The organism is Enterococcus sp. DIV0167 (genome assembly GCF_050541555.1).
Taxonomy (GTDB): Bacteria; Bacillota; Bacilli; order Lactobacillales; family Enterococcaceae; genus Enterococcus; species Enterococcus faecalis.
In genome coordinates, this window is sequence record NZ_CP172933.1 from 295,348 (window position 1) to 321,616 (window position 26,269).

Annotated in this window: 26 protein-coding genes and 1 other annotated feature; of the genes, 18 read left to right on the forward strand and 8 right to left on the reverse strand. The window is 38.0% G+C overall.

What is annotated here, in order from left to right; genetic code table 11:
* Positions 1-84: 84 nt before the first annotated feature.
* Together IGM09_RS01510 and IGM09_RS01515 are read right to left on the reverse strand one after the other, a co-directional pair.
* Complete coding sequence (locus IGM09_RS01510) at positions 85-1,269, reverse strand: AI-2E family transporter (RefSeq protein WP_002355262.1); 1,185 nt, start codon at positions 1,267-1,269, stop codon at positions 85-87.
* Between the two features lie 15 nt (positions 1,270-1,284).
* The gene (locus tag IGM09_RS01515; protein WP_002381189.1) at positions 1,285-1,800 is read right to left on the reverse strand and encodes an HdeD family acid-resistance protein; all 516 of its coding nucleotides are present in this window, start codon (positions 1,798-1,800) and stop codon (positions 1,285-1,287) included.
* 192 nt (positions 1,801-1,992) lie between these two features.
* Between IGM09_RS01515 and IGM09_RS01520 the strand changes: the two genes are divergently transcribed.
* The 6 genes from IGM09_RS01520 (at position 1,993) to IGM09_RS01545 (ending at position 7,350) form a co-directional block, all read left to right on the forward strand.
* On the forward strand, positions 1,993-2,679 hold the full coding sequence (locus IGM09_RS01520) for a DUF969 domain-containing protein (RefSeq protein WP_002355265.1): 687 nt from the start codon (positions 1,993-1,995) through the stop codon (positions 2,677-2,679).
* Positions 2,676-3,620, forward strand: coding sequence for a DUF979 domain-containing protein (locus tag IGM09_RS01525; protein WP_002355267.1), 945 nt, complete (start codon positions 2,676-2,678; stop codon positions 3,618-3,620). Before IGM09_RS01520 ends, IGM09_RS01525 begins: the two co-directional genes overlap by 4 nt.
* Before the next feature lie 15 nt (positions 3,621-3,635).
* Entirely contained in the window at positions 3,636-4,277 is a 642-nt protein-coding gene (gene pcp, locus IGM09_RS01530; RefSeq protein WP_033624795.1) for a pyroglutamyl-peptidase I, read from the forward strand.
* Between the two features lie 136 nt (positions 4,278-4,413).
* Positions 4,414-4,589: a binding site (T-box leader), on the forward strand.
* Between the two features lie 89 nt (positions 4,590-4,678).
* Complete coding sequence (gene nhaC, locus IGM09_RS01535) at positions 4,679-6,124, forward strand: Na+/H+ antiporter NhaC (RefSeq protein ID WP_002383673.1); 1,446 nt, start codon at positions 4,679-4,681, stop codon at positions 6,122-6,124.
* A 151-nt stretch (positions 6,125-6,275) separates the two neighbouring features.
* The gene (locus IGM09_RS01540; protein WP_002362972.1) at positions 6,276-6,710 is read left to right on the forward strand and encodes a MarR family winged helix-turn-helix transcriptional regulator; all 435 of its coding nucleotides are present in this window, start codon (positions 6,276-6,278) and stop codon (positions 6,708-6,710) included.
* Between the two features lie 4 nt (positions 6,711-6,714).
* Positions 6,715-7,350, forward strand: coding sequence for a nitroreductase family protein (locus IGM09_RS01545; RefSeq protein ID WP_002358386.1), 636 nt, complete (start codon positions 6,715-6,717; stop codon positions 7,348-7,350).
* Positions 7,351-7,392: 42 nt separating this feature from the next.
* Here IGM09_RS01545 and IGM09_RS01550 read toward each other — a convergent pair whose 3' ends face one another.
* The gene (locus tag IGM09_RS01550; RefSeq protein ID WP_002370203.1) at positions 7,393-8,226 is read right to left on the reverse strand and encodes a Cof-type HAD-IIB family hydrolase; all 834 of its coding nucleotides are present in this window, start codon (positions 8,224-8,226) and stop codon (positions 7,393-7,395) included.
* A gap of 183 nt (positions 8,227-8,409) precedes the next feature.
* Between IGM09_RS01550 and IGM09_RS01555 the strand changes: the two genes are divergently transcribed.
* The 3 genes from IGM09_RS01555 to IGM09_RS01565 are packed head-to-tail and all read left to right on the forward strand — an operon-like array spanning position 8,410 to position 12,621.
* Positions 8,410-10,152, forward strand: a complete 1,743-nt coding sequence (locus IGM09_RS01555) for a PTS transporter subunit EIIC (protein ID WP_033624796.1) — start codon at positions 8,410-8,412, stop codon at positions 10,150-10,152.
* The gene (locus IGM09_RS01560) at positions 10,143-12,176 is read left to right on the forward strand and encodes a BglG family transcription antiterminator (protein WP_002355275.1); all 2,034 of its coding nucleotides are present in this window, start codon (positions 10,143-10,145) and stop codon (positions 12,174-12,176) included. Before IGM09_RS01555 ends, IGM09_RS01560 begins: the two co-directional genes overlap by 10 nt.
* 10 nt (positions 12,177-12,186) lie before the next feature.
* A complete protein-coding gene (locus IGM09_RS01565) occupies positions 12,187-12,621 on the forward strand; it encodes a PTS sugar transporter subunit IIA (protein WP_002355276.1) in 435 nt (144 codons plus the stop codon).
* Positions 12,622-12,877: 256 nt separating this feature from the next.
* Here IGM09_RS01565 and IGM09_RS01570 read toward each other — a convergent pair whose 3' ends face one another.
* The gene (locus IGM09_RS01570) at positions 12,878-12,973 is read right to left on the reverse strand and encodes a type I toxin-antitoxin system Fst family toxin (RefSeq protein WP_015543884.1); all 96 of its coding nucleotides are present in this window, start codon (positions 12,971-12,973) and stop codon (positions 12,878-12,880) included.
* Positions 12,974-13,218: 245 nt separating this feature from the next.
* Here IGM09_RS01570 and IGM09_RS01575 point away from each other — a divergent pair, with 245 nt between their 5' ends.
* Genes IGM09_RS01575 through IGM09_RS01585 form a run of 3 tightly spaced genes read left to right on the forward strand, consistent with a single transcriptional unit; the run spans position 13,219 to position 16,612 of the window.
* Positions 13,219-14,991, forward strand: a complete 1,773-nt coding sequence (locus tag IGM09_RS01575; protein ID WP_002405272.1) for a PTS mannitol-specific transporter subunit IIBC — start codon at positions 13,219-13,221, stop codon at positions 14,989-14,991.
* A 14-nt stretch (positions 14,992-15,005) separates the two neighbouring features.
* On the forward strand, positions 15,006-15,443 hold the full coding sequence (locus IGM09_RS01580) for a PTS sugar transporter subunit IIA (RefSeq protein WP_002355279.1): 438 nt from the start codon (positions 15,006-15,008) through the stop codon (positions 15,441-15,443).
* A 14-nt stretch (positions 15,444-15,457) separates the two neighbouring features.
* Positions 15,458-16,612 (forward strand): mannitol-1-phosphate 5-dehydrogenase, encoded by a 1,155-nt coding sequence (locus tag IGM09_RS01585; RefSeq protein ID WP_002355280.1) that lies wholly within the window; start codon positions 15,458-15,460, stop codon positions 16,610-16,612.
* 66 nt (positions 16,613-16,678) lie between these two features.
* On the opposite strand, the gene IGM09_RS01590 is transcribed toward IGM09_RS01585, so the two are convergent.
* Together IGM09_RS01590 and IGM09_RS01595 are read right to left on the reverse strand one after the other, a co-directional pair.
* Positions 16,679-17,794, reverse strand: a complete 1,116-nt coding sequence (locus IGM09_RS01590; RefSeq protein ID WP_010713581.1) for an NAD(P)/FAD-dependent oxidoreductase — start codon at positions 17,792-17,794, stop codon at positions 16,679-16,681.
* Between the two features lie 78 nt (positions 17,795-17,872).
* Positions 17,873-18,511 (reverse strand): NAD(P)H-binding protein, encoded by a 639-nt coding sequence (locus IGM09_RS01595; protein ID WP_033624797.1) that lies wholly within the window; start codon positions 18,509-18,511, stop codon positions 17,873-17,875.
* A gap of 320 nt (positions 18,512-18,831) precedes the next feature.
* On the opposite strand from IGM09_RS01595, the gene IGM09_RS01600 reads away from it, so the two are divergent.
* The 5 genes from IGM09_RS01600 (at position 18,832) to IGM09_RS01620 (ending at position 23,351) form a co-directional block, all read left to right on the forward strand.
* Entirely contained in the window at positions 18,832-20,010 is a 1,179-nt protein-coding gene (locus IGM09_RS01600; protein ID WP_002366099.1) for an efflux RND transporter periplasmic adaptor subunit, read from the forward strand.
* Between the two features lie 9 nt (positions 20,011-20,019).
* The gene (locus IGM09_RS01605) at positions 20,020-20,730 is read left to right on the forward strand and encodes an ABC transporter ATP-binding protein (protein ID WP_002383683.1); all 711 of its coding nucleotides are present in this window, start codon (positions 20,020-20,022) and stop codon (positions 20,728-20,730) included.
* Positions 20,727-21,956, forward strand: a complete 1,230-nt coding sequence (locus IGM09_RS01610) for an ABC transporter permease (protein ID WP_002355288.1) — start codon at positions 20,727-20,729, stop codon at positions 21,954-21,956. Before IGM09_RS01605 ends, IGM09_RS01610 begins: the two co-directional genes overlap by 4 nt.
* 133 nt (positions 21,957-22,089) lie before the next feature.
* Entirely contained in the window at positions 22,090-22,245 is a 156-nt protein-coding gene (locus IGM09_RS01615) for a hypothetical protein (RefSeq protein WP_229208079.1), read from the forward strand.
* 26 nt (positions 22,246-22,271) lie between these two features.
* Entirely contained in the window at positions 22,272-23,351 is a 1,080-nt protein-coding gene (locus IGM09_RS01620; protein WP_229208080.1) for a hypothetical protein, read from the forward strand.
* 54 nt (positions 23,352-23,405) lie between these two features.
* Here IGM09_RS01620 and IGM09_RS01625 read toward each other — a convergent pair whose 3' ends face one another.
* Both IGM09_RS01625 and IGM09_RS01630 read right to left on the reverse strand, forming a co-directional pair.
* A complete protein-coding gene (locus IGM09_RS01625) occupies positions 23,406-24,110 on the reverse strand; it encodes a DUF4811 domain-containing protein (RefSeq protein WP_002361178.1) in 705 nt (234 codons plus the stop codon).
* Entirely contained in the window at positions 24,110-25,627 is a 1,518-nt protein-coding gene (locus IGM09_RS01630) for an MDR family MFS transporter (protein ID WP_002389910.1), read from the reverse strand. Before IGM09_RS01630 ends, IGM09_RS01625 begins: the two co-directional genes overlap by 1 nt.
* Positions 25,628-25,727: 100 nt before the next feature.
* On the opposite strand from IGM09_RS01630, the gene IGM09_RS01635 reads away from it, so the two are divergent.
* Positions 25,728-26,195: a MerR family transcriptional regulator gene (locus IGM09_RS01635; protein WP_002383688.1), complete on the forward strand. Its 468-nt coding sequence runs from the start codon at positions 25,728-25,730 to the stop codon at positions 26,193-26,195.
* Positions 26,196-26,269 lie beyond the last annotated feature (74 nt).

A 26,269-nucleotide genomic window follows, 5' to 3' on the forward strand; every position in this document is an offset into this window, starting at 1 on the left:
TGCTTCTGTTCCCGCCGTTTATCAGTTTTTGAGCGTGGAACAAAAATCCAAAGTGATTTTTGTCCCACGCTCTTTTTCATTGTATTATTTTAAATATTGATCTTTAGTAAAATTCGTGTGTTCATACTCGCCGTTGTCACCATAAAAGCGGTTATAGCGTTGTTTGAATTTGCGGAATAAATAAATGACTGTCACTTTAACTAGGCAATACATTGGAATCCCAAAAATAACGCCCATTAAACCAAACAGTTCACCCATAACTAACAAGACAAGTAAAATAGTAATAGGATGGACTTTTAATTTATCGCCCATCACACGAGGAATAACAAAATCACCATGAATCAATTGGATGGCAAACCAGACGATAACAAATTTAACTACCATAAATGTGGAATCCTGAAAGGCAATAATCAATCCAGGAATAAAGGCAATAAATGGCCCGATATAAGGAATAATACATAAAATACCCGCAGCTAAAGCTAAAATGCTACCAAATTGTAAACCAATTAATAGAAAAGCTGGCCAATACATAATCCCTAAAACCAACGAAGCAATGACTTGACCTTTTAGATAATCGCCAATTTGAATGTTGGCAATTTGGCTATATTCGTCAAAATCAGGACGAAAAGCTGGGGGAATGATGCCTTTTACAAAGCGATAAAACTTTTCTTTGTCTTTTAAAAGGAAAAAGGCGATGATAGGTCCTGTAAACAAGGTTAGGAAAGTAGAAGAGACTGCAGAAAAGACGCTTCCCAGACCTTGTGCGCCTGTTTGTAGGTAATCCCCTGCAAAGTCTTTAAAGGAGTTTGCAAGTTTGCCCCAGAGCTGATTAATCGACTCATTAGCGGATTCTAAATCTTTTGCAAAAGGTGTTTTAGCCATAAATTCTTGTACTGTTTGGAGCGTGCTTTTCCAAAAACTTGGGAATTGTTTGATTAATTCTTCCGTTTGGTCTTGGATAATTGGGAAAAGTTGCAGTCCAGCTAACACTAGTAATGCAATAATTAAGACATAGAGAATCGCAATCGCCCAAACACGGGGAATTTTTTTCTCAAGGCGTTTCACCATTGGATTAAGCAAATAAAATAGAATAATACCAAAAAGTACCGGGCCTAAGACGGCACTAAAAATAACAAAAATTGGTTTAAAGATAAATGAAACAGTGTTGAATAAAAAGATAGTTACAGCAATTAGACAAAGGATAGTTAATGTGTAAAGTAAATTTTTCCCACCTAAAAAGCGGATCCACTTGGTACTTTCTTTATCCATAAGTTGCTCCTTTCGTTAAGCTTTATTTCTAAAATGACCAATAATTTCAATGACACCCATGAAAATCAGGATAAATCCAAAGACTTGCATCAAAACTAAGAGACTTTTGAAGGGATTAAAAACTAAAACGGCTCCAGCGATTAAAACCAGAATACTGTAGATAAGCGCGCCTGTTTGACGAGTATTTAAAGCAAAAGTCAATTGAACGAGGCCGTTTATAACAATGCTAATCCCTAATAAAAACGGCAGAATCGAAACAATCACTGGTGCAAAAAATAAAAAGGCTACTGCTAAGACGACAAAGATTAAACCTGTTACGAAACCAAGCCCCCAGCTGCCCGTTTGTTTTTTTATTTTGTAGTCATCATAAATATTGATTAACCCTAAAAGCATCAAATAACCAGCAATTAAATAACCGACGAACTGGAAGAAAGCACCGGGATTAAAGACAATGGCACTTCCGATAACGATAAAGACGGCGTCGCGCAATAGGGTATGGCGCCGAAAATTTTCTCTAAAAGTTTGGAACATAAAAATCCTCCTCAATGTTATTGTTTCTTTTATTCTAGCGGAAAAAAGAAAAAAGTGCGAGTGGTAGCTCTAAAAAGTGTTGGAAACTGTATCTTTAGAAAAAATAACATTAAAAATTAAAAAAGTCTTACAAATGAGCGAAAATTGGCATATAATGGAAAGTGAAATTTTATTTTAAGAAGGAGAGATTTGATGGATTTATTACCTTTATTAGGCGTATTGATCGTCATTGTCGGCTTCGCATTGAAATTTGATGCTATCTTGATTGTGATGGTTGCTTTAATAGTGACGGCTTTTACTGGCGGGCTTGGTTTGACATCAATGCTAGAAACACTAGGAACAACCTTTGTGAATAATCGAGGCATGGCTATCTTTATTATTATTATGTTAGCAACAGGAACGTTAGAAAGAAATGGCTTGAAAGAGTCAGCGGCTACGTTGATTAAACGATTCAAAAAGGTATCTGCTGGTGTGATTATTGACATTTATGGTGTCTTTCGGATTATCTTCGCCGCTTTTAACGTAAGTTTCGGTGGGGTAGCAGGTTTTGTGCGCCCGATTATTTTGCCAATGGCGTTAGGAACAATTGAATCAAAAAATTTACCAATGGTGCCAGAGTATGAAGAAGAACTAAAAGGGATGGCTTCAGCCATGGAAAATATCTGTTGGTTCTTTGGTCAAGTTCTGTTTGTTGGTGGGGCTGGGGCATTACTTGTTCAATCAACATTAAAAGATTTAGGCTATGAAGTGACATTAGGTAAACTGGCTTTAGTGGAAGTACCAGTCGCCTTAGTTGCCTTAATTTCGGCAAGTATTTACTTTACTTTGAAAGAAAAAAGATTACGTAAAAAATATTATGGACAGGAGGGACTGAAATGAGTTTTTTCACAGATCCAAGTATTGATTTGAGTGCAAAGTTATTGGAAGTCCTTTATATTTTTATGGGGATTATCTTGTTATATACAAGTTTTCGTAGTTTTCGTGATAAAACCAATCAACATGCGTATGGGACTAGTTTATTCTGGGGAATCTTAGGGATCTTAATCGGTTTTGGTCGGTTTATTCCACCAGTTGCCTGTGGCGTACTTATTTTTGTGATGACAATTCCGGCAATTCTTCAAAAAGTGACAAAAGGAGAAAGTCGCTTACCTTCGAAAGAATACATGGAAAAAATGTCTCAAAAATTAGGAATGAAGATTTTTATTCCCGCACTAAGTATCGGGGTTTTTGCAATTCTTTTTGCCACATTGACTACTTTAGGAGCTTTAGTCGGTGTCGGTGTTGGTGTCTTTGTAGCGATTTTCATCATGATGTTCTTTTCTAAAAATAATACGCCGAAAGTATTTTTTGATGATGCGGCGGAAATGTTAGAAACAGTCGGTCCTCTTAGTACGTTGCCAATGCTATTAGCTTGTTTAGGTGCTGTTTTTACTAGCGCTGGTGTTGGTGAGATTATTTCAAAAGGAGTTAGTGCCGTAGTACCAGCAGGAAATGTCAATGTAGGGATTATTATTTATGCTGTGGGAATGGTTATTTTTACGGCTATCATGGGCAATGCCTTTGCAGCAATAACCGTGATGACAGTCGGAATTGGTGTGCCGTTTGTCTTTTCTTTAGGTGCAGATCCCGCATTAGTTGGGATGGTTGCCTTAACATGTGGTTTTTGTGGTACACTGTTAACACCGATGGCTGCGAACTTTAATATCGTACCTGTAGCCATGTTGGAAATGAAAGATAAGTACGGCGTCATTAAAAATCAATTGCCGATTGCACTTTTCATGTTAATTTTCCAAATTGTTTATATGATTCTATTCAAATAAGAAAGGATGATCGAAATGAAAGTTGTCGTTACTGGCTTTGATCCATTTGGAGGAGAAGCAATCAATCCTGCCTTTGAAGCAGTCAAAAAATTACCTGCTGAAATTGCAGGAGCTGAAATTATTAAAGTTGAGGTGCCAACTGTTTTTGGCACTAGTGGTGAAAAAGTTGCTGAAGCAATTGAAACCCATCAACCAGATATGGTGATTTGTGTTGGACAAGCAGGCGGCCGCCAAACAGTCACTGTTGAAAAAGTGGCGATTAATTTAGCGGAAGCGCGTATCCCGGATAATGCAGGACAACAACCAAGCGATGTGCCGTTGGTTGAAGATGGAGCAACAGCCTATTTTACAAATTTACCGATTAAAGCGATGGTAAAAAATTGTCATGACCATCAATTACCTGCAGCGATTTCTTATACAGCAGGAACCTTTGTATGTAATGATATTATGTATCACTTACTACACTTAATTAACACTAAATATCCAACTATTCGTGGCGGATTTATTCATGTTCCGTTCCTACCAGAACAAACAATTGATAAACCAACATTTGCTTCTATGTCATTAGAAGCAATCACAGATTCTTTGTTCTATATGATTGAAGCAGCGGCAAAAACGCAAGAAGATATTCAACTACAAGGTGGCACAACCCACTAATTAACAGGCGCTTTCGTGAGAACGGAGGCGCTTTTCTATTTTTACAAAAAGAAAAAGTAATTTTTGTTGGCGTGTGAAAAAATTTTTTATGCTATTTTCGTTGACAAGTCGGTTTCTTCTTGGTATATTGAGATTCATAAATTATTAGCCCAGTAGGAAATAGATGTTTTGTTCAGAAAGTCGATGGTTGCTGCGAATCGATCAAGTCTATTTGTGAATTACACTAATAAGTAGTAACAATTACATAATACATAAGCGAGAAGCAAGTAAGCTTCTAATTAAGGTGGTACCGCGGAGAGATTCGTCCTTATTTTTTAAGGATGAATCTCTCTTTTTATGTAGCTTTAGGAGGCGTTTTCAATGAGTTGTGGAGGGGTTATTCGTTATCATAAGATCCTTTAATGTCAGAGTATTCAGAAAAAAGATTAGAGGAGAGTAACGAAATGAAAGAAAAACAGAAAAAGAAGACCGTGAGTGTTCGAGAAGCAAGTATCGTATTATTAATTATTGTGGCAGCTATTGCAACAGGAGTAATTGGCTTAAAGATATCGCCAAATATTACTATTTTGTTTGTGATTGCATTGATTTTAGGCTACGCAATGTTTCGTAAAGTACCATTTGATCAAATGCATAAAGGGATTGTTGATGGCTTGAAGCCAGGAATTATTCCAATTTTTATTTTCATTTTAGTGGGGGCATTGATTGCCGTTTGGATTCAAGCAGGAATTATTCCAACGATCATGGTTTTTGGTTTTAAAATGATTAGTGTTAAATGGTTTGTGCCGTCAGTTTTTATTGTCTGTGCGATTGTCGGCAGTGCAGTAGGTAGTGCTTTTACAGTGATGTCAACAATTGGAATTGCCTTTTTCGGTATTGGCAGTACCTTAGGGTTAAATCCTGCTTTAGTTGTGGGGGCGATTGTTTCTGGCTCAGTTTTTGGTGATAAAATGTCACCTTTATCAGAATCAACAAACTTAGCCGCAGCGATTGTTGAAGCGGATTTGTTTAAACATATAAAAAACTTGATGTGGTCGACTGTACCAGCATTTATCGTCTCTTTAATCTTGTTTATGATTTTAGGGCAAACGTACGCGAATACTAGTCTGACAGAAGTAGTCCAAGTTATTCAAGTATTGGAAGACCACTTTACCATTTCAATTTGGTCATTGTTACCATTAGCCTTAATGTTAATCTGTGCCTGGCGCAAAATTCCAGCGATTATCACGATTTTGTTGAACATTATTGTGGCAGTAATTATGATTATTATTCAAAATCCGAAAGTATCGTTGCAGGCATTAGGAAACACGTTGGAAAATGGGTTTGTTTCTCAAACGGGGAACGCACAAATTGATCAATTATTAAGTCGTGGCGGGATTATGAGTATGATGCCGACTGTGGCACTTATTATTCTAACGTTGTCTCTAGGTGGCTTATTAATGGAATTAGGATTGATTTCTGCGGTCATGGAAGTTGTTTCGCAGAAAATGAGCAGTACACCGAAATTGATTTTATCAACGTTATTAACAGGAATTGGCGTAAATATTTTTATTGGTGAACAATTCCTATCGGTTATTTTACCAGGGAATGCCTTTAAAGAAGTTTACAAAAAAGAAGGCTTGGATCCGACTGTTTTAGGCAGAACCTTGGAGGATGGCGGGACGGTTATTAACTACCTCATTCCTTGGGGGATTGCAGGTAGCTTCGTAGCGGGGACCTTTGGCGTACCAACGTTGACTTACTTACCATTTGTTTTCTTTAGCTTATTATCGCCTGTCTTCTCAATGGTCAGTGCGTTTACTGGTTTAGGGATTAAGCGGTTATCAGCAGAACCTGTTACCGAAAAATAGATTGATTAAAATAGAACAGTTGATGGGGAATACTGTAGTTTCTCCCTGTCAATTGTTCTATTTTTCTTGTAAAAAAGGTTGCATTTTTAGAAAGAAACAGTTATAGTTGACTAGTCAATTGTTGACGAGTCATCTTTTTAAGGAGGAAACTATGTCGTTATCATTACGGGAAGTCAGCCAATTATTATGTCAGTTAAAGGTATTAGATCAAAAAATTACCAAAGTTTTTGAAGAGCAAGTTGGCTTGAGTTTGACTCGTTATGAGTTGCTGATGATTTTAAAAGAACGTCAGCCGTGTCTTCAAACGGAGATTCAAGAACACTTAAAAATCGATAGTGGTGCGGTCACTCGCCATTTGAAAATTTTAGAAGAGAAACAGTATGTGACACGACAGCGAAATCCAGAAAATAATCGGGAAGTGCTAGTGCATTTAACAGAAAAAGCACAACAAGAACTACAGCAATGTACAGCCAAGCAACAAACGGTAACAGAAATTATTCCCAGTACATTTACAAAGGACGACTGTCGCCAATTAAAAGAACTTTTGACAAAACTAGATCAAAGCATTACAACGAAAGAGGTATGATAGAATGACAACATATACAACGAATGATTTTTCAGAGATTGTTTTTGGCCGCAAATCGGTTCGGGTGTACGATGAAACCCATAAAATTTCTCATGAAGAAATGTTAACAATGATTCAAGAAGCGACCACTGCCCCTTCTTCTGTTAACATGCAACCATGGCGTTTTGTCGTAGTGGAAAGTGAAGCAGGCAAAGAAAAATTAAAACCCTTAATTCGCTTTAATACGCGTCAAAATGAAACATCTTCTGCAATGCTCTTAATTTTTGGTGATCTAAACTGCCATGAGCGAGGAGAGGAAATTTACAATCAAGCCTATGCTAGTGGTAAAATGCCTAAAGAAGTGCGGGACCAACAATTAGCAGCCATTATTCCCCATTATGAAAGTTTAAGCAGAGAACAAATGAATGACATCGTAAAAATTGATGCGAGTTTAGCAGCTATGCAATTTATGTTAGTGGCCCGAGCTCACGGATATGAAACAAATCCAATCGGTGGTTTTGAAGCGGAAAAATTAGCCGAAACATTTGGTTTAGATCAAGAGCGCTATGTCCCAGTAATGATTTTATCTGTGGGTAAGGGCATGGAAACTGGTTATGAATCTGTTCGTTTAGCACCAGAAAAAATCACGACATTTGAATAGGCAATAAAAAATGACGGCGTACGCTTGCATTAACCAACTTTCTTAAAGAAAGTTGGTTAATGCAACAGCGATGCCGTCATTGTCGTTGGATAAAGTGACTTCCGTTGCGATGCTTTTAAGCTCGTCAACGGCGTTTTCCATAGCAATCCCCGTGCCGGCCCATTCCAACATTGTATAATCGTTGTGACCATCACCAAAAGCAATTACTTCTTCAGCAGTTATGCCTAACTGTAGGGTTAGTTTTTCTAAAGAACGCGCTTTATCAATATTTTTAGCGGTAAATTCAAAATAGAAAGGAGCGGAAAAAGCAGCGGTGACGGTTTCTTTGAAAGGCGCGTAGATGGCCTCATGATATTTTTGTAAATAGGCGGGTTCACCAGCAATTAAAATTTTGTTCAAAGGAAAGTTTAGTCTGGCGGCTAAATCACGCCACTCACATAATTGAAAGTTGCCACCCCGTGATTCATATTCAATAATATTAAAATCACCAGTCTCTAAATGTAAGGTGTTATGAAAAACATCATTGACATACATAAATGTTTCATCATTAATCATTGGAATTACGTCAAATTGTTTCAAATGCTCTAAAATTTGTTGACTCAATGACTTTGAAATTGTCTGGTTAAATAGTTGTTGCTGACTGCCATGATGGGTGACACAAGCGCCGTTATAGGAAAGTAGGTGTCCATTATAATGAGCCATCTCCAATTCATCTGCTAAGGGCCGCATACCGTTAGTCGGGCGGCCAGAAGCCAAAATCAGTGATAGGCCTTGCTTTTGTGCAGCTACTAATGCTTGTCGCGTTTTTGGTGAAATCTTTTTTTCTGAAGTTAACAAGGTACCATCAATATCCATTACAATTGCTTTGATTGCCATAATTGGCCTCCAATCCGAAGAATTTCTTTCTTTTAGTATAAAAGTTTTTTCTATTAATGTAAACGGATTCTCTTGTGAGGTGTATAAAAGAATTATTTTACAAAAATCTATACTATTTTTTTGTGAAATTTCATATAATAGAAGTATTCTAATTATCTACATAGAGAGCGAGGGACAAGGAATATGAAGGAAAAAGAAATGCATTCGCTCTTTTTTAAACATAAGTTTGTGAAAGTAACTCCCTATTTACGTCGTTTTGGTCATCGTTTGAGTGGGATGATTATGCCAAATTTGAGTATTTTTATTGCGTGGAGCTTATTGTCTTTGGTGGCTGGCTATACGACAGGGAATCTACGGCTAGCTCTTTCTGAAGTCGAAACGATAATGATTCGAGTTGTTTTACCGATTTTAATTGGTTTTACAGGCGGAAAAATGTTCGAGGAACAACGTGGCGGCGTCGTTGCTGCTATTGCGACAGTGGGCGTGATTGTTTCCACAGATGTTCCACAGTTGTTTGGTGCTATGTTTATTGGCCCTTTAGCAGGATATACTTTCGCCAAAATTGAACAAATTCTCTTACCGAAAGTTAAAGAAGGCTATGAGATGCTGACTAAAAACTTTTTAGCAGGAATTGTGGGAGGACTGCTGTGCTGTTTTGGTATTCTGGTTGTAGCTCCGGCTGTTGAAAGCGCTAGTTTTTGGCTGTATCAATTTTCTTCTTGGTTAATTGAAGCCAATCTTTTACCATTGGTTCACGTTTTCTTAGAGCCCTTAAAAGTGTTATTTTTTAATAATGCGATTAACCATGGCTTATTAACGCCTCTAGGTTTAGAAGGTGCTAGTCAAACAGGTCAGTCCATTTTATTTCTATTGGAAACAAACCCTGGACCAGGCGTGGGCGTTTTGGTTGCTTTTCTGCTGTTTGGGCCTTTAGGACAACGAAAAACAGCAGGAGGTGCCACCATGATTCAACTGATTGGGGGCATTCATGAAATTTATTTTCCGTTTGTTTTGATGGACCCGCGCTTATTTTTAGCAGTAATTGCTGGAGGAATGAGTGGTACGCTTGTTTTTCAAATATTTAATGTGGGGCTAAGTGCTCCAGCTTCGCCAGGTTCATTGGTTGCGATTTTAGCCAATGCCCCGACTGATGCGAGGCTGGCGGTTTTTAGCGGAATTTTTGTTAGCTTTCTGTGCTCTTTTGCAATAGCAAGCTTGTTATTAAAACGTCAACGAGGAATTGAACCAGTTTCAATGATAAAGATGAAGGAGGAAGACCAAGTGGAAACAGTCACACCTAACTATCAGCAAATTTTATTTGTTTGTGATGCAGGAATGGGCTCAAGTGCCATGGGGGCTAGTTTGCTAAGCCGACAATTAAAAGCTGTGAACTTGGAGATGCCTGTGACTTACCAGTCCGTTCATCAGATGAAGTGGCAGCCTAAGACATTAGTGGTCATTCAAGCAGAATTGAAACAGTTAGCACAAAAGTACGTCCCAGAAAAGGATATGGTGAGTGTTCAAAATTTTTTAGAAATTAAATCCTATTACCCGCAAGTTTTAGCCAAACTGACTGCTTCTTCTCAAGAGCAATCTTCACTTGGTTCAGAGTCTACTGAAACGAACCCGACAAAACAAAGACAGAAGCTTGTTTTTTTATATGCCGAGAATGTTCGAGGATCGCAAACAATGGGAATGGAATTATTGCGGCAACAAGCGGCGAAACAAGGAGTCGCGATTGAAGTATCTAAAGAGCCACTGGAAACAGTCTTTTTTACCAAGGAGACAACCTACGTAGTGACTCGTGAACTGGCGCAAGCCTATCATTTAGATCTAACGCAACAAAATTTATACGTAGTTACTAGTTTTTTGAATAAGAAAGAGTATCAAGAATGGCTGGAAGGAGGAGCTGATAGATGTTTTTAACGACAAGAGAAACTGTTCTATTAACGGAATTAGTGAATAGTCCCACCCCCGTTTCAGTAAACCGCATGATGAATTTGTTAAAGGTTAGCCGCCGGACGGTATATCGTGAATTAGAAAATTTAGAAACCTCGCTAGCATCGATGGGCGCGACGTTGGAAAAAGTAGCTCGTGGGCGCTTTTCGATTCAAGCAGATGAAGCAGCGATGACGGAAATTCAGGCTGCTATTTTAGGAGAAGAGACACAGGAACTTTCTACTTTGGCGCGGCAACATGCGATTTTATTGACATTACTTCAAACAAAAGAGCCAGTCTCTATGCATTATTTTCTGGAAACGTATTGTATTAGTAATACGACTTTTTATGCCGATATTAAACAATTAGAAACACGGATTGCTCGGATTCCGTTGACGATTTCTCGGAATCAAGGCTATGAAGTGACTGGTTCTGAAAAATATCGCCGTCTTCTAATGGCGAATATTCTAAGTATGGAAATTAATGAGTACCAATTTTTTCATTTTACCGAATTAACAACAAACGACCATTTTTTCTTTCAGTTTATTCATGCAGAACATTTAGCATTTGCACAAAAAATTGTTCAGCCAGAAGTAGAAACTTTATTTCCAGCATTAAGTGATCGCAAATTACAACATTTGATTTTAATGTTAACAATTGCGATGGATCGAGTCACTGCAGGTTTTTATTTAGCTGATGAGACCTATACTGGGCAGATGAATAAGGCTTTTCTAAATTGTTCTAAACGACTTTTTTCAAAAGTCGCTGCTGAAACGAAACAACTATACGCTGTCAGTGAGATTGTTTTTTTTGCTAGCTTATTAAGTGATTTTTCTAATTCTTTTGATGAAGATTTTTTTGATGAACATTTTGACACTCAGCTAGCTTATGCAGTGAAACAACTGATTGAAGCAGTAAGTCAAGAAACGGAAGTTAATTTTTTCGAAGATACCAATTTGTATAAAATGTTGTTGACGCATTTATCAGGTGTTTTTTCTCGGGCGGTTTTACAAGAAGAAGATTTAACGAATCCCATTTTAGAACGGATCATGAATCAATATCAAGAAATAGCTGCGGCTTTACGCCAAGCGTTGCCGCAAATTTTTCCGCAAAAGAATTTATCGGAAGAGGAAATTGCCTACATGGTACTTCATTTTGCCAATTCTTTAGAACGGAGTCCCAAAATTATGGAAGTTGATATTGCTGGTTTTTCTCCTAGCGGTTTGGCTTCGACAAGTATGCTGGAAATGCGATTACGGCGCTACTTTCCTTTTATCAACCAGATTCATTTTTTTCGGATTGCGGATTTAGGTAAGGTGAATGTTGAGGAAAACTATGACTTAGTGATTTCCACTTCGTTATTACCAGGATACAATGGTAAATATAAATTGATCTCACCGTTACTTTTAGACGATGAAATCCGCCAATTGAAAGAAGAGTTTAAGCGGATTAGTCACGAAAAACGCTCGCTTAGGAAAGCGCCTGTGAAAAAAATAGGTGGCGAAGAAAGCTACGAAACAGTGGTCGCTTTCATGGAAGAAATTAGTAAACTATTAGAAACATTTTTCATAGCAGATTTAAATAATCAAGCGGATTTAGCAGAAACCGTTCAACAAGCTCTCGCGCAACTTTCCGCAGATTTAATCACCGATAGTGCAATCGTCTGTCAGCAATTGATGAAACGTTACGAGCAAGCGCCTATTGGGATTCCTCAGACGGAAATGGCCTTATTCCATACCTCAAGTACAGCAGTGACACAGCCTGTTTTTTGTATTTTTAATCTGGCCCAGCCACTTATGATTGAAGGGATGGATAAAAAGCCGATGCAGTTACAACGTATGTTACTCATGCTAGCGCCGATGCCGATTGATGAAACAATCGGGAAAATTTTAGGAAAAATCAGTGGTGCGATTATTATGAATGATTTAAATACAGAAATTTTTCATTCAGGAAATGAAGCCATTGTTTATCAGTTGCTTTCGTCATTATTAATTGAAGAAATGAAAGGCTAGGTGTTGAGAGATGTTTGAAATTACAGCGGAGCAAATAATGTTGAATCAATCGTATGCTAGTTGGGAGGAAGCACTTGCAGCTTCTGGTGAATTACTGCTAAAAAATCAGTTGGTCACGCCTGACTATGTCAAAGCAATGTATCAACGTCAACAAAAAGTCAGTGTGTATATCGGTAACTTCGTGGCATTACCTCATGCGGAAGGACAAGATGAACAAGTTTTAAAAGAAGGGATTTGCTTTATTCAAGTGCCTGATGGGGTCAACTTTGGTACGGAAGCAGATCGAAAAATAGCTACTTTGTTATTTGTCGTTGCTCTAAAAAGTCAACGGCAATTAAGCATGCTTCAAGAATTAGCTTTTTTCTGTTCAGATCTCGAAAACATTCAGCGGCTCAGTGATTGTCAAACAATAGATGAAGCACAAAAAATTCTGGCTCAAGCCTAAAGTTACGTCTGAAAAAAATCAATTCATTCTGAAATGTTCAATAATTATTGAAATAATTTTATATTAAAAAAATAAAATATTTTAATTTAAGAGGTTAAACAAAAAAGATAAGAAGATTCCTTGACAAAAAATAGGACCTATGATAAATTCAAGGTAACTTGTGACAAAGTCGTGCATGGATGCACTAAAAAGACACCCTATTGTGGTAGGGTGTCTTTTTTTGCTGTTTAGACAGCAGCGGTTGGAAGCAACTTGTTTATTCCTCGTTCTGTTTTTCCAACCAAATGGTTACAAGTTTCAGGACAATCCCGACAAAAATCGGCACAAGAATTTTTGTGACAATCTCGTACATGTGATGCACCTCCTTTCGAGGCAAGTCGCCAATTTGAGTATAGCATAAAAAGTTGTTCATTTATTATTGAAATTATTAGAAATGGAATAAGCACGTGTTTTCTGGTTTTCGTAACTAGAGAACACGTGCTTTTTTCTTTCAACTTTTGGCACAATGGTTTGTGCCAAAGTACGACTTTTTTCAGCTTTGGAAAGCGGATACAATTTAGTCAACAAGAAAAGTTACTTGAGAGAAGGGGAATAAAAATGGAACAAGTACCAGAAAAAAATAAAGTATCAATTAAAGCAAAAGTCCAAAGACTTGGCAGTACCTTATCTAGCATGGTGATGCCCAATATCGGGGCGTTGATTGCGTGGGGCGTTTTGACAGCGCTATTTATCCCAGATGGATATCTGCCAAATAAAGCCTTTGCCACGATGGTTGGTCCAATGTTGACCTATTTAATTCCATTATTAATTGGCTACACTGGTGGGAAAGTAATTGCAGGTGATCGCGGTGCCGTAGTTGGAGCAATTGCGACAATGGGCGTGATTGTGGGAACCGATATTCCGATGATGCTAGGTGCCATGATTATGGGTCCACTTGGTGGCTTTACAATTAAGAAATTTGATCAGTATTTCCAACATCGGATTAAAGCTGGTTTTGAAATGTTAGTAAACAATTTTTCAGCTGGATTAATTGGTTTTGCGTTAGCTTTACTTGGTTTTTCAGCGATTGGCCCAATTGTCGATGCGCTGACTGCTGCAATGGCACGTGGTGTGGAAATCATTTTAAATGCTCATTTGATTCCATTAACGAGTATTTTTATTGAACCGGCAAAAGTGCTCTTTTTAAACAATGCGATTAATCATGGCATTTTAACACCCTTAGGGACAGAACAAGTCTTATCGGCTGGTAAATCAATTCTTTTCCTATTAGAAGCAAACCCTGGTCCTGGGTTAGGTGTCTTATTAGCATTTATGTTTTTTGGAAAAGGTGCGGCAAAATCTTCTGCGCCGGGAGCAATAATTATTCATTTCCTTGGTGGTATCCACGAAATTTACTTCCCATATGTAATGATGAAACCGTTATTATTCTTATCGGTTATTGCAGGTGGTGCGACAGGTAGTTTGGTTTTCCAAACGTTAGATGCTGGTTTACGTGCGCCCGCTTCACCAGGCTCCATTATAGCTATTTTAGCGATGACACCAATGGGTTCTTACTTACCAGTTATTTTAGGTGTTTTGGCAGCAACTGCTGTTTCCTTTGCAGTATCCGCAGTCATTTTAAAAGCAGATGCGAAAGAAGAAAGTGATGAATTTGCCCAAAAAGTGAAAGAAACCCAAGCTGCTAAAGCAGCATCAAAAGGATTAACTGTCACAAATGGTAGTGCTTCATTGTCAGGAATTCAACAAATTATTTTTGCTTGTGATGCTGGGATGGGCTCTAGTGCAATGGGGGCGTCTATCTTACGGAAAAAGGTCCAAGAGGCTGGTTTAGTACAAACTGTGACGAATCGGGCCATTAATAATTTGACCGATGAGGGAAATACATTGATTGTCACACAAGCGGAATTGCAAGAGCGGGCCAAACAGAAAGCACCTAATGCAACCTTTGTAGCAGTTGAAAACTTCTTGAACTCACCACGTTATGATGAAATTGTGGCTGAACTATCAGGTACCAAAGAAAAAAACGACGCACAACCAACAGCCTCCAAAGCAACACCTGCTTCTGAAATTGAGGGAGATTTAGCAAATGTCAATGAGATTCTTTTGGTTCACGATGACCGTGTCGGGTCAGCAACGATGGGAATGAAAGTCTTAGAAGAAATTTTAGATAAAGAGAAAATTTCAATGCCGATTCGAAAAATTAATATTAATGAATTAACTCAACAAACACAGGCTTTAATTGTCACTAAAGCTGAACTAACGGAACAAGCCCGTAAAAAAGCACCGAAAGCGACACACTTATCAGTAAAAAGTATGGTTAATCCCCAAAAATATGAAACAGTGGTTTCGCTCTTAAAAGAAAGTGCCTAGAGAGGAAGAAAACAATGGAAAATCTTACGAATATTTCAATTGAATTAAATCAACAGTTTAATACAAAAGAAGAAGCTATTCGCTTTTGCGGCGAAAAACTAGTCGAGGCAGGCTGTGTTGAGCCCGCTTATATCGAAGCAATGATTGAAAGAGACCAATTGCTATCTGTTTATATGGGGAATTTTATTGCCATTCCTCATGGAACAGAAGAAGCCAAAAAATTAGTGAAAAAATCAGGAATCTGTGTAGTGCAAGTCCCAGAGGGTGTTAATTTTGGCACCGAAGAAGATGAAAAAATTGCTACCGTATTATTTGGGATTGCCGGAGTCGGTGAAGAACATTTGCAATTAGTCCAACAAATTGCACTTTATTGTAGTGATATGGATAACGTGGTGCAACTTGCCGACGCATTAAGTAAAGAAGAAATAACAGAAAATTTAGCCATTGCTTAAAGGAGAGAATAAGAATGAACGCAGTACATTTTGGAGCAGGAAATATTGGACGCGGCTTTATCGGCGAAATTTTAGCTAAAAACGGGTTTCATATTACGTTTGTGGATGTTAATGAAACCATCATTCAAGCGTTAAAAGAACGTAAAAGTTATACAATTGAATTGGCCGATGCCTCACATCAACAAATTAACGTTGAAAATGTGACCGGGTTAAATAACATGACAGAACCAGAAAAAGTAGTAGAAGCAATTGCGGAAGCCGATTTAGTCACGACGGCGATTGGTCCCAATATTTTACCAAGAATTGCTGAATTAATTGCCCAAGGAATTGATGCACGTGCCGAAGCAAATTGCCAAAAGCCGCTGGATATTATCGCTTGTGAAAATATGATTGGTGGTTCAACCTTTTTAGCAGAAGAAGTGGCCAAATATTTGAAAAACCCAGCTTATGCTGAACAATGGATTGGTTTTCCTGATGCGGCGGTTGATCGGATTGTTCCATTACAAAAACATGAAGATCCACTTTTTGTTCAAGTTGAGCCTTTTTGTGAATGGGTCATTGATGATACCAACCGAAAAGCCAAAGAGATTCAGTTAGAAGGCGTTCATTACGTTGCTGATTTAGAGCCGTATATTGAACGAAAATTATTTAGTGTAAACACTGGCCATGCTACAGTTGCCTATACAGGGGCGTTGTTAGGCTATCAAACCATTGACGAAGCGATGCAGGACGCCTTAGTGGTAGCACAACTCAAATCAGTTTTGCAGGAAACCGGTAAACTTTTAGTGGCTAAATGGAATTTTGATGAACAAGAACATGCAGCCTATATTGAAAAAATTATTCAACGTTTCCAAAATAAATATATTTCAGATGCTATTACACGTGTAGCACGGACACCAATCAGAAAATTAGGTGCGCAAGAACGGTTTATTCGACCAATCCGTGAATTACAGGAACGCAATCTAGTGTCGCCGCATTTATTAGCAATGATTGGTATTGTCTTTAATTATCATGATCCAGAAGATGAACAAAGCCGTCAATTACAGGAAATGCTTGACCAAGAAAGCGTTGATACAGTGATCGCTGAAGTAACGGGCATTGAAGATCCAGAAACGGTTAAAAATATTAAACAAAACGTAGAACGCTATGCGCGACCACAAGTAGCATAATAACAAAATCCTTCTACCAAGATACTTCACATTTCTTAATTAAAGAAAAAAACAACCGCTCACTGATTAAAGTGAGGGGTTGTTTTTTACATATTGACTAAGTGGTTTTTGATAAAGCTCTCCTTTGAAGGCACCTGTATTGAAGTATTCAGCTAATTGGTAACCAATGAATGGGCCAGTAGTGAGTCCTGATGAACCAAGTCCGCTAGCAACCACAAGGTGGGGCAGCTCTGGCAAAGGACCAAAAAACGGAGCGAAATCAGATGTATAAGCACGTGTACCAACGCGGTAATGCATGGGTTGCTTAAAAAGCTGATCTGCTTCTTTTAGAAATGGCGCAGTCCCAGAAGTTAGTTGTTGAAAAGCGCTAACAGTCTCTTCTAAATCCCAGGCTTGTTCATTTTCGTGGGTGGCACCTAATAAAATTTTTCCTTGATTAAAAGGAATTAAATCGGCTTCGCCATCTAACATAGCGACAGGCCATTGCTGACTATTTGTAAAAGGGGTCTCGAAAACTAACAATTGTCCTTTTTGGGGATGAATGTCCACAGATAAATTTAAAGTAGCGAGTAATTCCTTTAAATGAGGACCAGGTGTTAAAGCGAGAAAATCAACGCTCTTTTTTTCTGAATTTGTGACAATTTCCCACCCTTGATTCAGTTGTCGAAAGTGCGCCCGTTGTGAACAAAAAGTGACCCCTTTGGCTTCGGCGCGTTTCTGAAGATGGTTTAGATAAGCTGGTCCATCTAGGCGACCGCCGCCAGAAATAAAAAGTGAGGGAGTTTCCTTAAGTAGCGGTAAGAACTTCGCTGTTTGAACCGCTGACAACATCGTGATTTCTCCAATTTCAGGTGCAGTTTGCTTACGCTCTTCTGCCAAATGGGCTAAGTCTGCCAAAGCAGCTGCCGGACGCAAAATGACTGTCCCTGATTGACGATAAATATCCTCCGTCAGCTGAAAATCTTTGACTAGCTTTGGAAATAGGGCAGCGCCCTCTCGCGCTAATTGGTACCATTTCTTATTTCGACGTTTGGATAGCCAAGGGGAAATAATCCCAGCGCTCGCTTTAGTCGCTTGGCCGATCCCTTCATCATAAACGGTAATGTCAAATTTTTGTGGATCTAAATAATTAGCTAACGTCATTCCGATAATGCCGCCGCCAATAATGGCAATTTTTTTCATGCTTCTTCTCTCCTTCGAACAGTTGTATTGTAACACAAAAAAACCGCCTCTAGACAGAGACGATTGAGAGATAACTTGTTAGCGGGTCCTTCTGTGTGTGTAAATAGAATTGCCGCCTTCTAAAACGTGAACAATTTCTTGTGCCATTTCTGCCACAGGCACAGGATCATAGCCAATAAATAAGTTCTTTAAAAAGGGGATTTTCTTAAAAAAATAAATACATTTACTAAAAAGTATGGTGCCGGTACGTTCTTGACCTACAAGTAAACTAGGATAAAAAATTACTGCTTCGGCGACTTCTTGGTGGATTAGTTCCTCCGCTGCCAATTTGGCATCCATATATTTTCTCAAAGGGAAAGGAACAGTATTGGCTGAAATAAATAAAAACTTAGCTGGCTTTTTTTGTTGTGCTAAAAAAGAGCTGATTTTTTTCACTGGCGTCAGAATTAGCCGTTGATAGGTTTTCTTTTTTCGTGGATTTTCAAATAAAATACCTACTGTATCAATGACCCAGTCAGCACGCTGGACTTGTTCTTGCCAATTCGTGTCACGAGTAACATCGGAGCATATCCACTGCACTTGGTGGCTCCAAGATGCGGAGAGCGTGGCAGGCTTTCCATGACGTGAAACACTGATGACTTGATGTTGGCGTTGGACTAAAATTTTCGCGATTTGTTGACCTAAAAAACCGCTACCGCCAAAAATAATAATTTTCATGGCAAGCCCTCACTTTCAATTGTTTCTTCTAGTGTACCTTAAATAAAAAAAGAAGCAAAAAATCTCGATTGCGAATAGTTTAGTTATAAATAACATAAAAATAACCTTTTTTGATTGTTGAAACACATAGACCCAACAATGGTTGTTTATTGTCGTGAAATAAATAAAAAAATGAACAAAAATGAAATAAATCAGACTAAAGGCCTAGAGAAATGCCCTTGTTTCTTGAATTCAAGCATGGTTAAATAGGTATAAGTGAACGACCGAGCAATTTAGTTTGTTGGGGAAAATAGACAGAATGAGGAGATGAAACGAAGAAAATGAAGAAGAAAACGATAATTATATTGGGGGCAGTTGCGGTAATTGCGGTTGGGGGCATCGTAACTGTGAATGCGTTAAATAAAAATGCACAACAAGTAGCTGTCAAGCAAGCGCCTAAAGATGACTGGGGAATTGACTATTTTGATGTTCCTGACTTGCAACAAATTTATATTAACGGTGTCATCCAACCGGAACAAATGGAAGCCTTTGCGCGTGATCAAAAAATAACAAAGGATCCAGAGATTAAGGTGAAAAACGGCGATGTCGTAGATGCAGGCACAGAACTATTTACTTACGAAGATGAGGCGGTCACAAAAGAAATTGAGGCACAACAAAATAGCTTAGCCAAATTAGAAACGAAGCGGGCGAATATCTATAATAAGTGGAATCGGGCCATTGATAAATTTAATAAAACTAAAGAAGAAGACCGCACGATGTCTGGGGATGATTTAAATGAACAATATCAAACAGAAGTCGATGCAGTAGATGAAGAGATTACCTTCACCAATGAAACCTTAGCGGATTTAGGAGCGAAGCAATATATTTCCACAAAGGCTAATTTCAAAGGTCGCGTATCAATTCCAGAAGTAAAAGATGCCAATTCACCGATTTTACGGTTAACTTCAGAAGATCTTTATTTAGCTGGGAAAGTGAATGAAAAGGACTTGACTAAAATTAGTGTTGGGCAAAAAGCTAAACTAACTTCTGTTTCCAATAATGTGGTTGTGGATGGCTCAATTTCTTACATCGATGATAATCCTCCTGAAGGCAACAGCGATGCCGCGAGTGGCAATCCAGAGGGCGGCACAACGATGTCTAGTTATAGCGTCAAAATTGCGTTGGCCAATTTAGACAAAGTCAAAAATGGCTATCATATGCAAGCAACCATTGATTTAGGCGATTTAGGGGCGATTGAGTTACCGAAAAAAGCGATTCAAAAAGAGGGTGAACAGGCCTACGTTTTAGTGAATGATTTTGGAACCATCATTCGTCGTGATGTCCAAGTCGGGCAAGAAAATGGCGACAAAATGGCGATTGAATCTGGCTTAGAATCAGCCGACCGAGTGGTTATTTCTTCAAAAAAACCAGTAAAAGTCGGTGATATTGTTGAATCAGATGCAGCGATTGCTTCTGATGAATCAGCAACCAACGAATCACTGACAGATGCGTCGAAATAGGAGGGCTTGATGGTGGAAGCAAACAATACAAATCAACCCCTCATTGAATTGCGGGACATTAACAAGTTCTATCCAGTAGGTAAGGAAAAACTACATGTTTTAAAAGAATTGAACTTGACCATCCATCAAGGAGAGTTCATTTTAATCATGGGGAAGTCCGGCAGCGGTAAGACAACGCTGATGAACATTATTGGTTTCTTGGATCGCTTAACAGACGGAAGTTATCATTTCTCAGGAACAGATGTTTCAAAATTGTCTGAAAATAAAAAATCAGCCTTTCGCAATGAATATCTAGGGTTTATTTTTCAACAATTTTTCTTGATTAATTCCTTAAATGTTAGTCAAAATGTTCAATTGCCCTGTGTTTATGAAGGGAAAAAAAGCCGCGCTGAGAAAAAAGCGATTGCTGAAAAATACCTAAAAATTGTCGGTTTGGAAACAAAAGCCAAATCAAAAGTTACTGAACTTTCTGGAGGACAGCAACAAAGAGTAGCCATTGCTCGTTCCTTGGTGAATGATCCATTATTGATTATGGCTGATGAACCGACTGGGGCATTGGATAGTGAAACGGGTACAGAAATTATGGAATTATTGAAAGAATTGAATGAACAGGGCAAAACAATTGTCATGGTGACACATGATGAAGATATGAAAAAATATGCCTCACGAGTGATTCATATGAAAGATGGTCGCTTTTTGGAAGAAGAGGTGATTAGATGATTGCTAATTTATTTGTTAGTACTTTTTTAAGCTTAAAGGCACATAAGTTGCGGGTATTTTTAACGATGGTCGGGATTATTATTGGGATTACATCAGTCGTAACGATTTCTGCGCTAGGTGAAGGGATGAAGCGTCAAGTTGTGAAGGCATCCAGTGCAGTGAACGCGGATGTTTTGAAGATTCATTATACAATGTCAGATGGTAGCAGTGACAATTTTATGTCCTATGAAGAGCCAGATTATACGTTTAGCCGAGTGGACTTGAAAAAATTACAAGACATTCAAGGAATTGAAAGTATTTATCCTCAATATGGTGAATCAATGATGGGGGGCGGAGACAATTTGTTTGTACCAATGGATTATTTTGGGGCGCAGGCGAATTTATCCATTACGTCGACTAAAGGGCAGAATGATATTTTATATGGTCGTGATTTTCAACCGAGCGATGCAAATACAGATGCGATTGTCTTAAATCATGATATCTTTGAAGCGCAAATTCGGCTTGATGATCCTAGCCAACTCATTGGAAAAGCTGTTTCAATTGGTGGTTATATGTACAAGGTGATTGGTATTTTAGCACCAAAAGATTTAGATAGTTTGGGCATGAACGATGATTGGGCAACTGCTATGAGTAGTTTTGTTTCTCGAGAATCATATAATAAATTAGCGAAAACAAAAGCAATTAGCGGCATCAATATTAAAGTTCGTGAGGGAGCGGACCGTGAAGCAATTTTAGGACAGGCAATCACTATTTTAAGTGAAAATCATCCTGAAGTGAAAGGAACGTTTAAAGAAAACGACCAAGACCAACAACTCCAACAACAAATGGAAGAAATGGTCACGGGTATGACAATGTTTCTGATGGCAATTACTGCAATCTCCCTATTAGTCGGGGGAATTGGCGTCATGAATATCATGTATGTGTCTGTCACGGAACGGAAACGAGAAATCGGGATTCGTCGGGCCATTGGTGCTAAACCACGAGTCATTTTATTCCAATTTTTAATGGAAGCAGCGTTTATCACATTGATTGGTGGTTTGATTGGTGTCGGCTGCGGCTACTTATTGGCAACTGTGGTCGGTGGGTATATTTCGATTACGCCAATTATTACGCCGTCCATCTTTGCTATTTCAACATTGGTTTCGGTCTTCACAGGTATCTTTTTCGGGATTATTCCAGCAATTGGTGCCTCGAGGATGGATCCGATTAAAGCGATTTATAATTAAAAAGATATATTTTGGTTTTTTTCTAAACAGTTCAAATAATCTGAAATGAGATTGTTTGTTAAAAGATTGAATGATATGCTTTTGTTGTGCATGGTCACAATGGGAGCATATTGTTTTAATAGGAGGAGAGAAAATGAAAAAAACGGTTAGACTGTTGTTGGTTGGTTATGTAGAATGGACTGTAGAAGAAAGGTATCAAAACTGTCTAGGGAATAATATAGTGAGTATAAGACAATTGTTTAAAAAAGTTCAGGCGCCAATTACATATAGAAATACAACGAAAATATGAAAAAAATAGTAGCAGGATTTCTTAGTTTGATTAGTATTGGAATAATGTTATTTGTTGTAAAAGACAAATTGATAGAAGAAAAAAAGCAATCTTTTGTTGTGCAAGAAGAAACAGATTTTTATGTATTATCAACCCAAGCGATTTATTCATTCATGTTTTCTGAAAATGACATCAAAAAACATAAGCAAAGTCGTGTGGATCTACCAGAGATTGTCCCAACAGGGTTTTCAAAAGGAAGATTACAATCCCATTATTTACTATTTTCAACAGGTGATCTTTTGAGCAGCACTAAGGATGAATTTATAGTGAGTGTTGATTTTTTAAAAGGAGAACTTTTGAAAAGAAAGACAGAAAAATATCCTTATACTGGTACTGGTTATAGCTCCAACTATTTTTATACTGTTCAAGCAGAGCGTTTATATTCTTTCGATACTGAAGGGAATCCAGTTAGTTCATACGTGTTTAATGAATCTACAACACCAGTTACGCAATTTTCAGGAACACAAAATAAGCTATATGTCGTCGCTAGTCAGGAAGCCAAAGAAAAACAACTTTATGAGAATACGTTGTTCATTTTTAAAGAAGGGAAAAATTTGACATTAACAGACGAAATATTTTTAGATACAAACCCAGAGTATGTTTATGGTTTTACTTCTTCTGTGATTGTAAATAATCAAATTTACTTGCCGGTAACGGCTCATAGAAACCGAGTAAGTTATGAAGATGTGCCAGATAATCGAATTATGCAAATGGGTTTAGATGCTAAAAATCAACGTTTTATTCAATTGACAGAGAATTTTCCTAACCTAATTTACAAAAGTAGAACGTCCGAATATTTGATTATTGATCACGAGCCAAATGCATTAGGGAAAGTGGGGCTGTCAATTGTTAATCTTGCCACGGAAGAAAGTTATTTTTTAAATATTAATGGACAGTTAAAGACGGAAGAATTAGAAGAATCTATGATTTATAGTGTAAATACAACGAAAGATAATCAGTTGTTGGTTTTAGCTGGTCAGACGCTGCTCAGATATGATTTGGTGACAGGAAATTTGCTTTCGGAAACAAAAGTTCTTGAAAAAGAAGAACAAGGTATTTATATTTAGATTAATCATTAAAAAAGAAGGACCGCCTGATAAGTTTCTCAGGCAGTCCTTTTTTTATTTCATGTCACTAAGAATTTTCTGAATCAATTCTTGTTGAAACTCTTTGGTATATTGTTCGGTGAGTTTCGCTTGTTCTTCTTGGGACATTGATGGATTCGCCATCATAGCAGCCATCATTTTTTTGCCAACTGTTTCAGTCCCTTCTTTTTTGATATCAGCGGCATGTTGTTCCATATATTCGCCTAATTTTTTGGCTTGATCAGCACTTAAAACTAGCCAGTCACTAGCAACGTTGAAGGTGTTTTCTTGTTTTGCAAATTGGTTATCGTTGTCAGCAAGGCCAAATAGTGTTTTGGCCCAAGACTCTTGATAAGACCATTTCGTTGTTTTTTGGACTAATGTGGCTTTTTGAGCATCTTTTTGAACTGTGTTTGTGACATTTTCCGTTCCTGTTTTTTGTAGTTTCTTTTTATCTGGTGTGTTATATAAATAAACTTTTTCGGAACCATCGCCCAACGGCTGGTACAATAACATGTTGGGGCCATCTTTGCTTGAACTACTGCTTTTTAGTTCAAACGTTTTGTCCTGAGTAACTTCGGTCATACCAAAATGATCTTTATCGTTTAAAACGATAAGACTTAACGAAGCTAAGAACCCTAAACCAAAAATAACCATACAGAATTTATGCCAGACTTTTCGGCCAAATACATTCGTATAGGCAAAGCCTAACACGCAAAGGATTAAAAGGAAAATAATCATTATTTCATTGCACCTACTTCCTTAACAGGCATCGCTTCTTTTTTATTTAAGAAGAAAGTAATCGCCAAGCCGAGAACGCCAAAGATTGTTGCCACGAAGAAGGCTGCGTGATAACCGTTTAATGTTGCGTTTGTTGCTTGGTCGCGATAAGCGAGTGGGGCTGTTTTTAATAAGTCTGATGCAGGTAAGCCGTCTTTGGTAACATTTGTTAAAACACTAATCAAAACAGCTGTTCCAATTGAGCTGGCTACTTGTCGGAAGGTGTTGTTTACAGCAGTTCCGTGACTTAATAAATTCATTGGTAAAGCATTCATGCCAGAAGTTGTCACAGGCATCATGACCATCGAAATACCAAACATCCGAATCGCATATAGGACAATGATATAAATAATAGGTGTTGCTTTTGTTAAGAAAGCAAACGGTAACGTTGCAGCTGTTAAAATAAACATCCCGGTAATCGCAAGACGACGGGCACCAATTTTATCAAAAATGCGACCAGTTACTGGCATCATAAGTCCCATGACTAACGCTCCTGGTAAAAGCATTAACCCTGAATGGAAGGCAGATTCACCACGAATATTTTGGATATACAAAGGTAAAACCATTTCGGCACCAATCATTGCCATGTTGGTTACGCCAGATAAAATGGCTGCAACAGTAAAGACTTTTGATTTAAAAACGCGTAGTTCTAAGAAAGGTTGTTCTAAATGCAATTGTCGATATGTAAAAAGACATAAAACAATCGCACCAACAATTAAGAATCCATAGACTTGCGGGCTACCCCAACCTTTATCACCAACGCTTGAGAAACCGTAAAGTAAGCTACCAAAGCCAAGAGTAGAAAGAATGACCGATAAGACATCGATACTTGGATTAGATAATTGGATGACATTTTTCATTAAAAATGAAGCTAAAATTAGGACTAAAACGACAATTGGAATGACCATCCCAAAAAGGTCACGCCATGTATAAGAATCAATAATCCAACCAGATAATGTTGGACCTAAAGCGGGTGCTAATCCGATAACAATTCCCGTTGTGCCCATGGCAGCGCCACGTTTTTCAGGCGGGAAAATTGAAAGCATAATTGTTTGTAAAAGAGGCATAGATACGCCGACCCCTGCGGCTTGAACAAGACGTCCAGTCAATAACATGCCGAAGTCTTGAGCTACAAAACAGATGATGGTTCCGATTAAGAACGTTGACATCGCTGTTATGTATAATTTTTTTGAACTAAATTTGTTAATCAACCAAGCACTGATGGGAATCATAATGCCGTTCACAAGTAGGAATCCAGTGGTTAGCCACTGTACACTTGAAGCTGAAATATCAAATTCTTTCATTAATGTAGGTAAGGCCGTCGTTAAAAGTGTTTGGTTTAAAATCGTACAAAATGTTCCGATTAGTAAAACGCCGACTAGTAACGACCGATTATAAGGTTTTCCGTGAATATCCACAGGTTGTTGTGAAGTCACATATATCGCTCCTTTTTCTGTAAGTTTCAAATTAAATTGCATTAACTACTTTACAACTAATTAGAATCTTTGTCAACTTACTTGACAAAGGTGTAAAAAAAACTACAATTAAGGAAAGGATAAGGGAAAGGAAGTTAAACTAATGTGGTCAAAAATGATTCAGCGTTTGTTAAATGAAGAAAATTTGTTGATAGGAATTAGTGAACTAAGTGAAATTGCTGAAGTTTCGCCACGTCAACTTCGTTATTGGGAAGAAAAAGGGTATATTTCTTCCATTGCGAAAGACGCAAACGGTCCACGGAAATATCGGTTACATACAGTCGTCAAAGTGCATTGGATCAAGCGTTTTTTAGATGAAGGATATACATTACAAAGTGCGGTGGAAAAAGCAGAAGAGCAGCATCGTAATGTGGGGATGACGAAAAAAATCTTTAGTCAAATGTTTCATGGTATCTCAGAAGTTTGTCCCAATTACGTAGCGATTGATTTGGGCGATTTCGATGAAGAACAAAAATTATATGTTGTATTTAATGAAACCACAGAAGTCAGTGAGTATCTTTTAATTCCTAAGGATGCAGATGTTTCTGATGAGTTAAAGAAAAGAAAATAAGAATGAAATAGGACTGGGAGAAAGACCTGAAGTGAAAGTAAAACGTTACTGAATGAATCTTCGAGTTCTTTTTT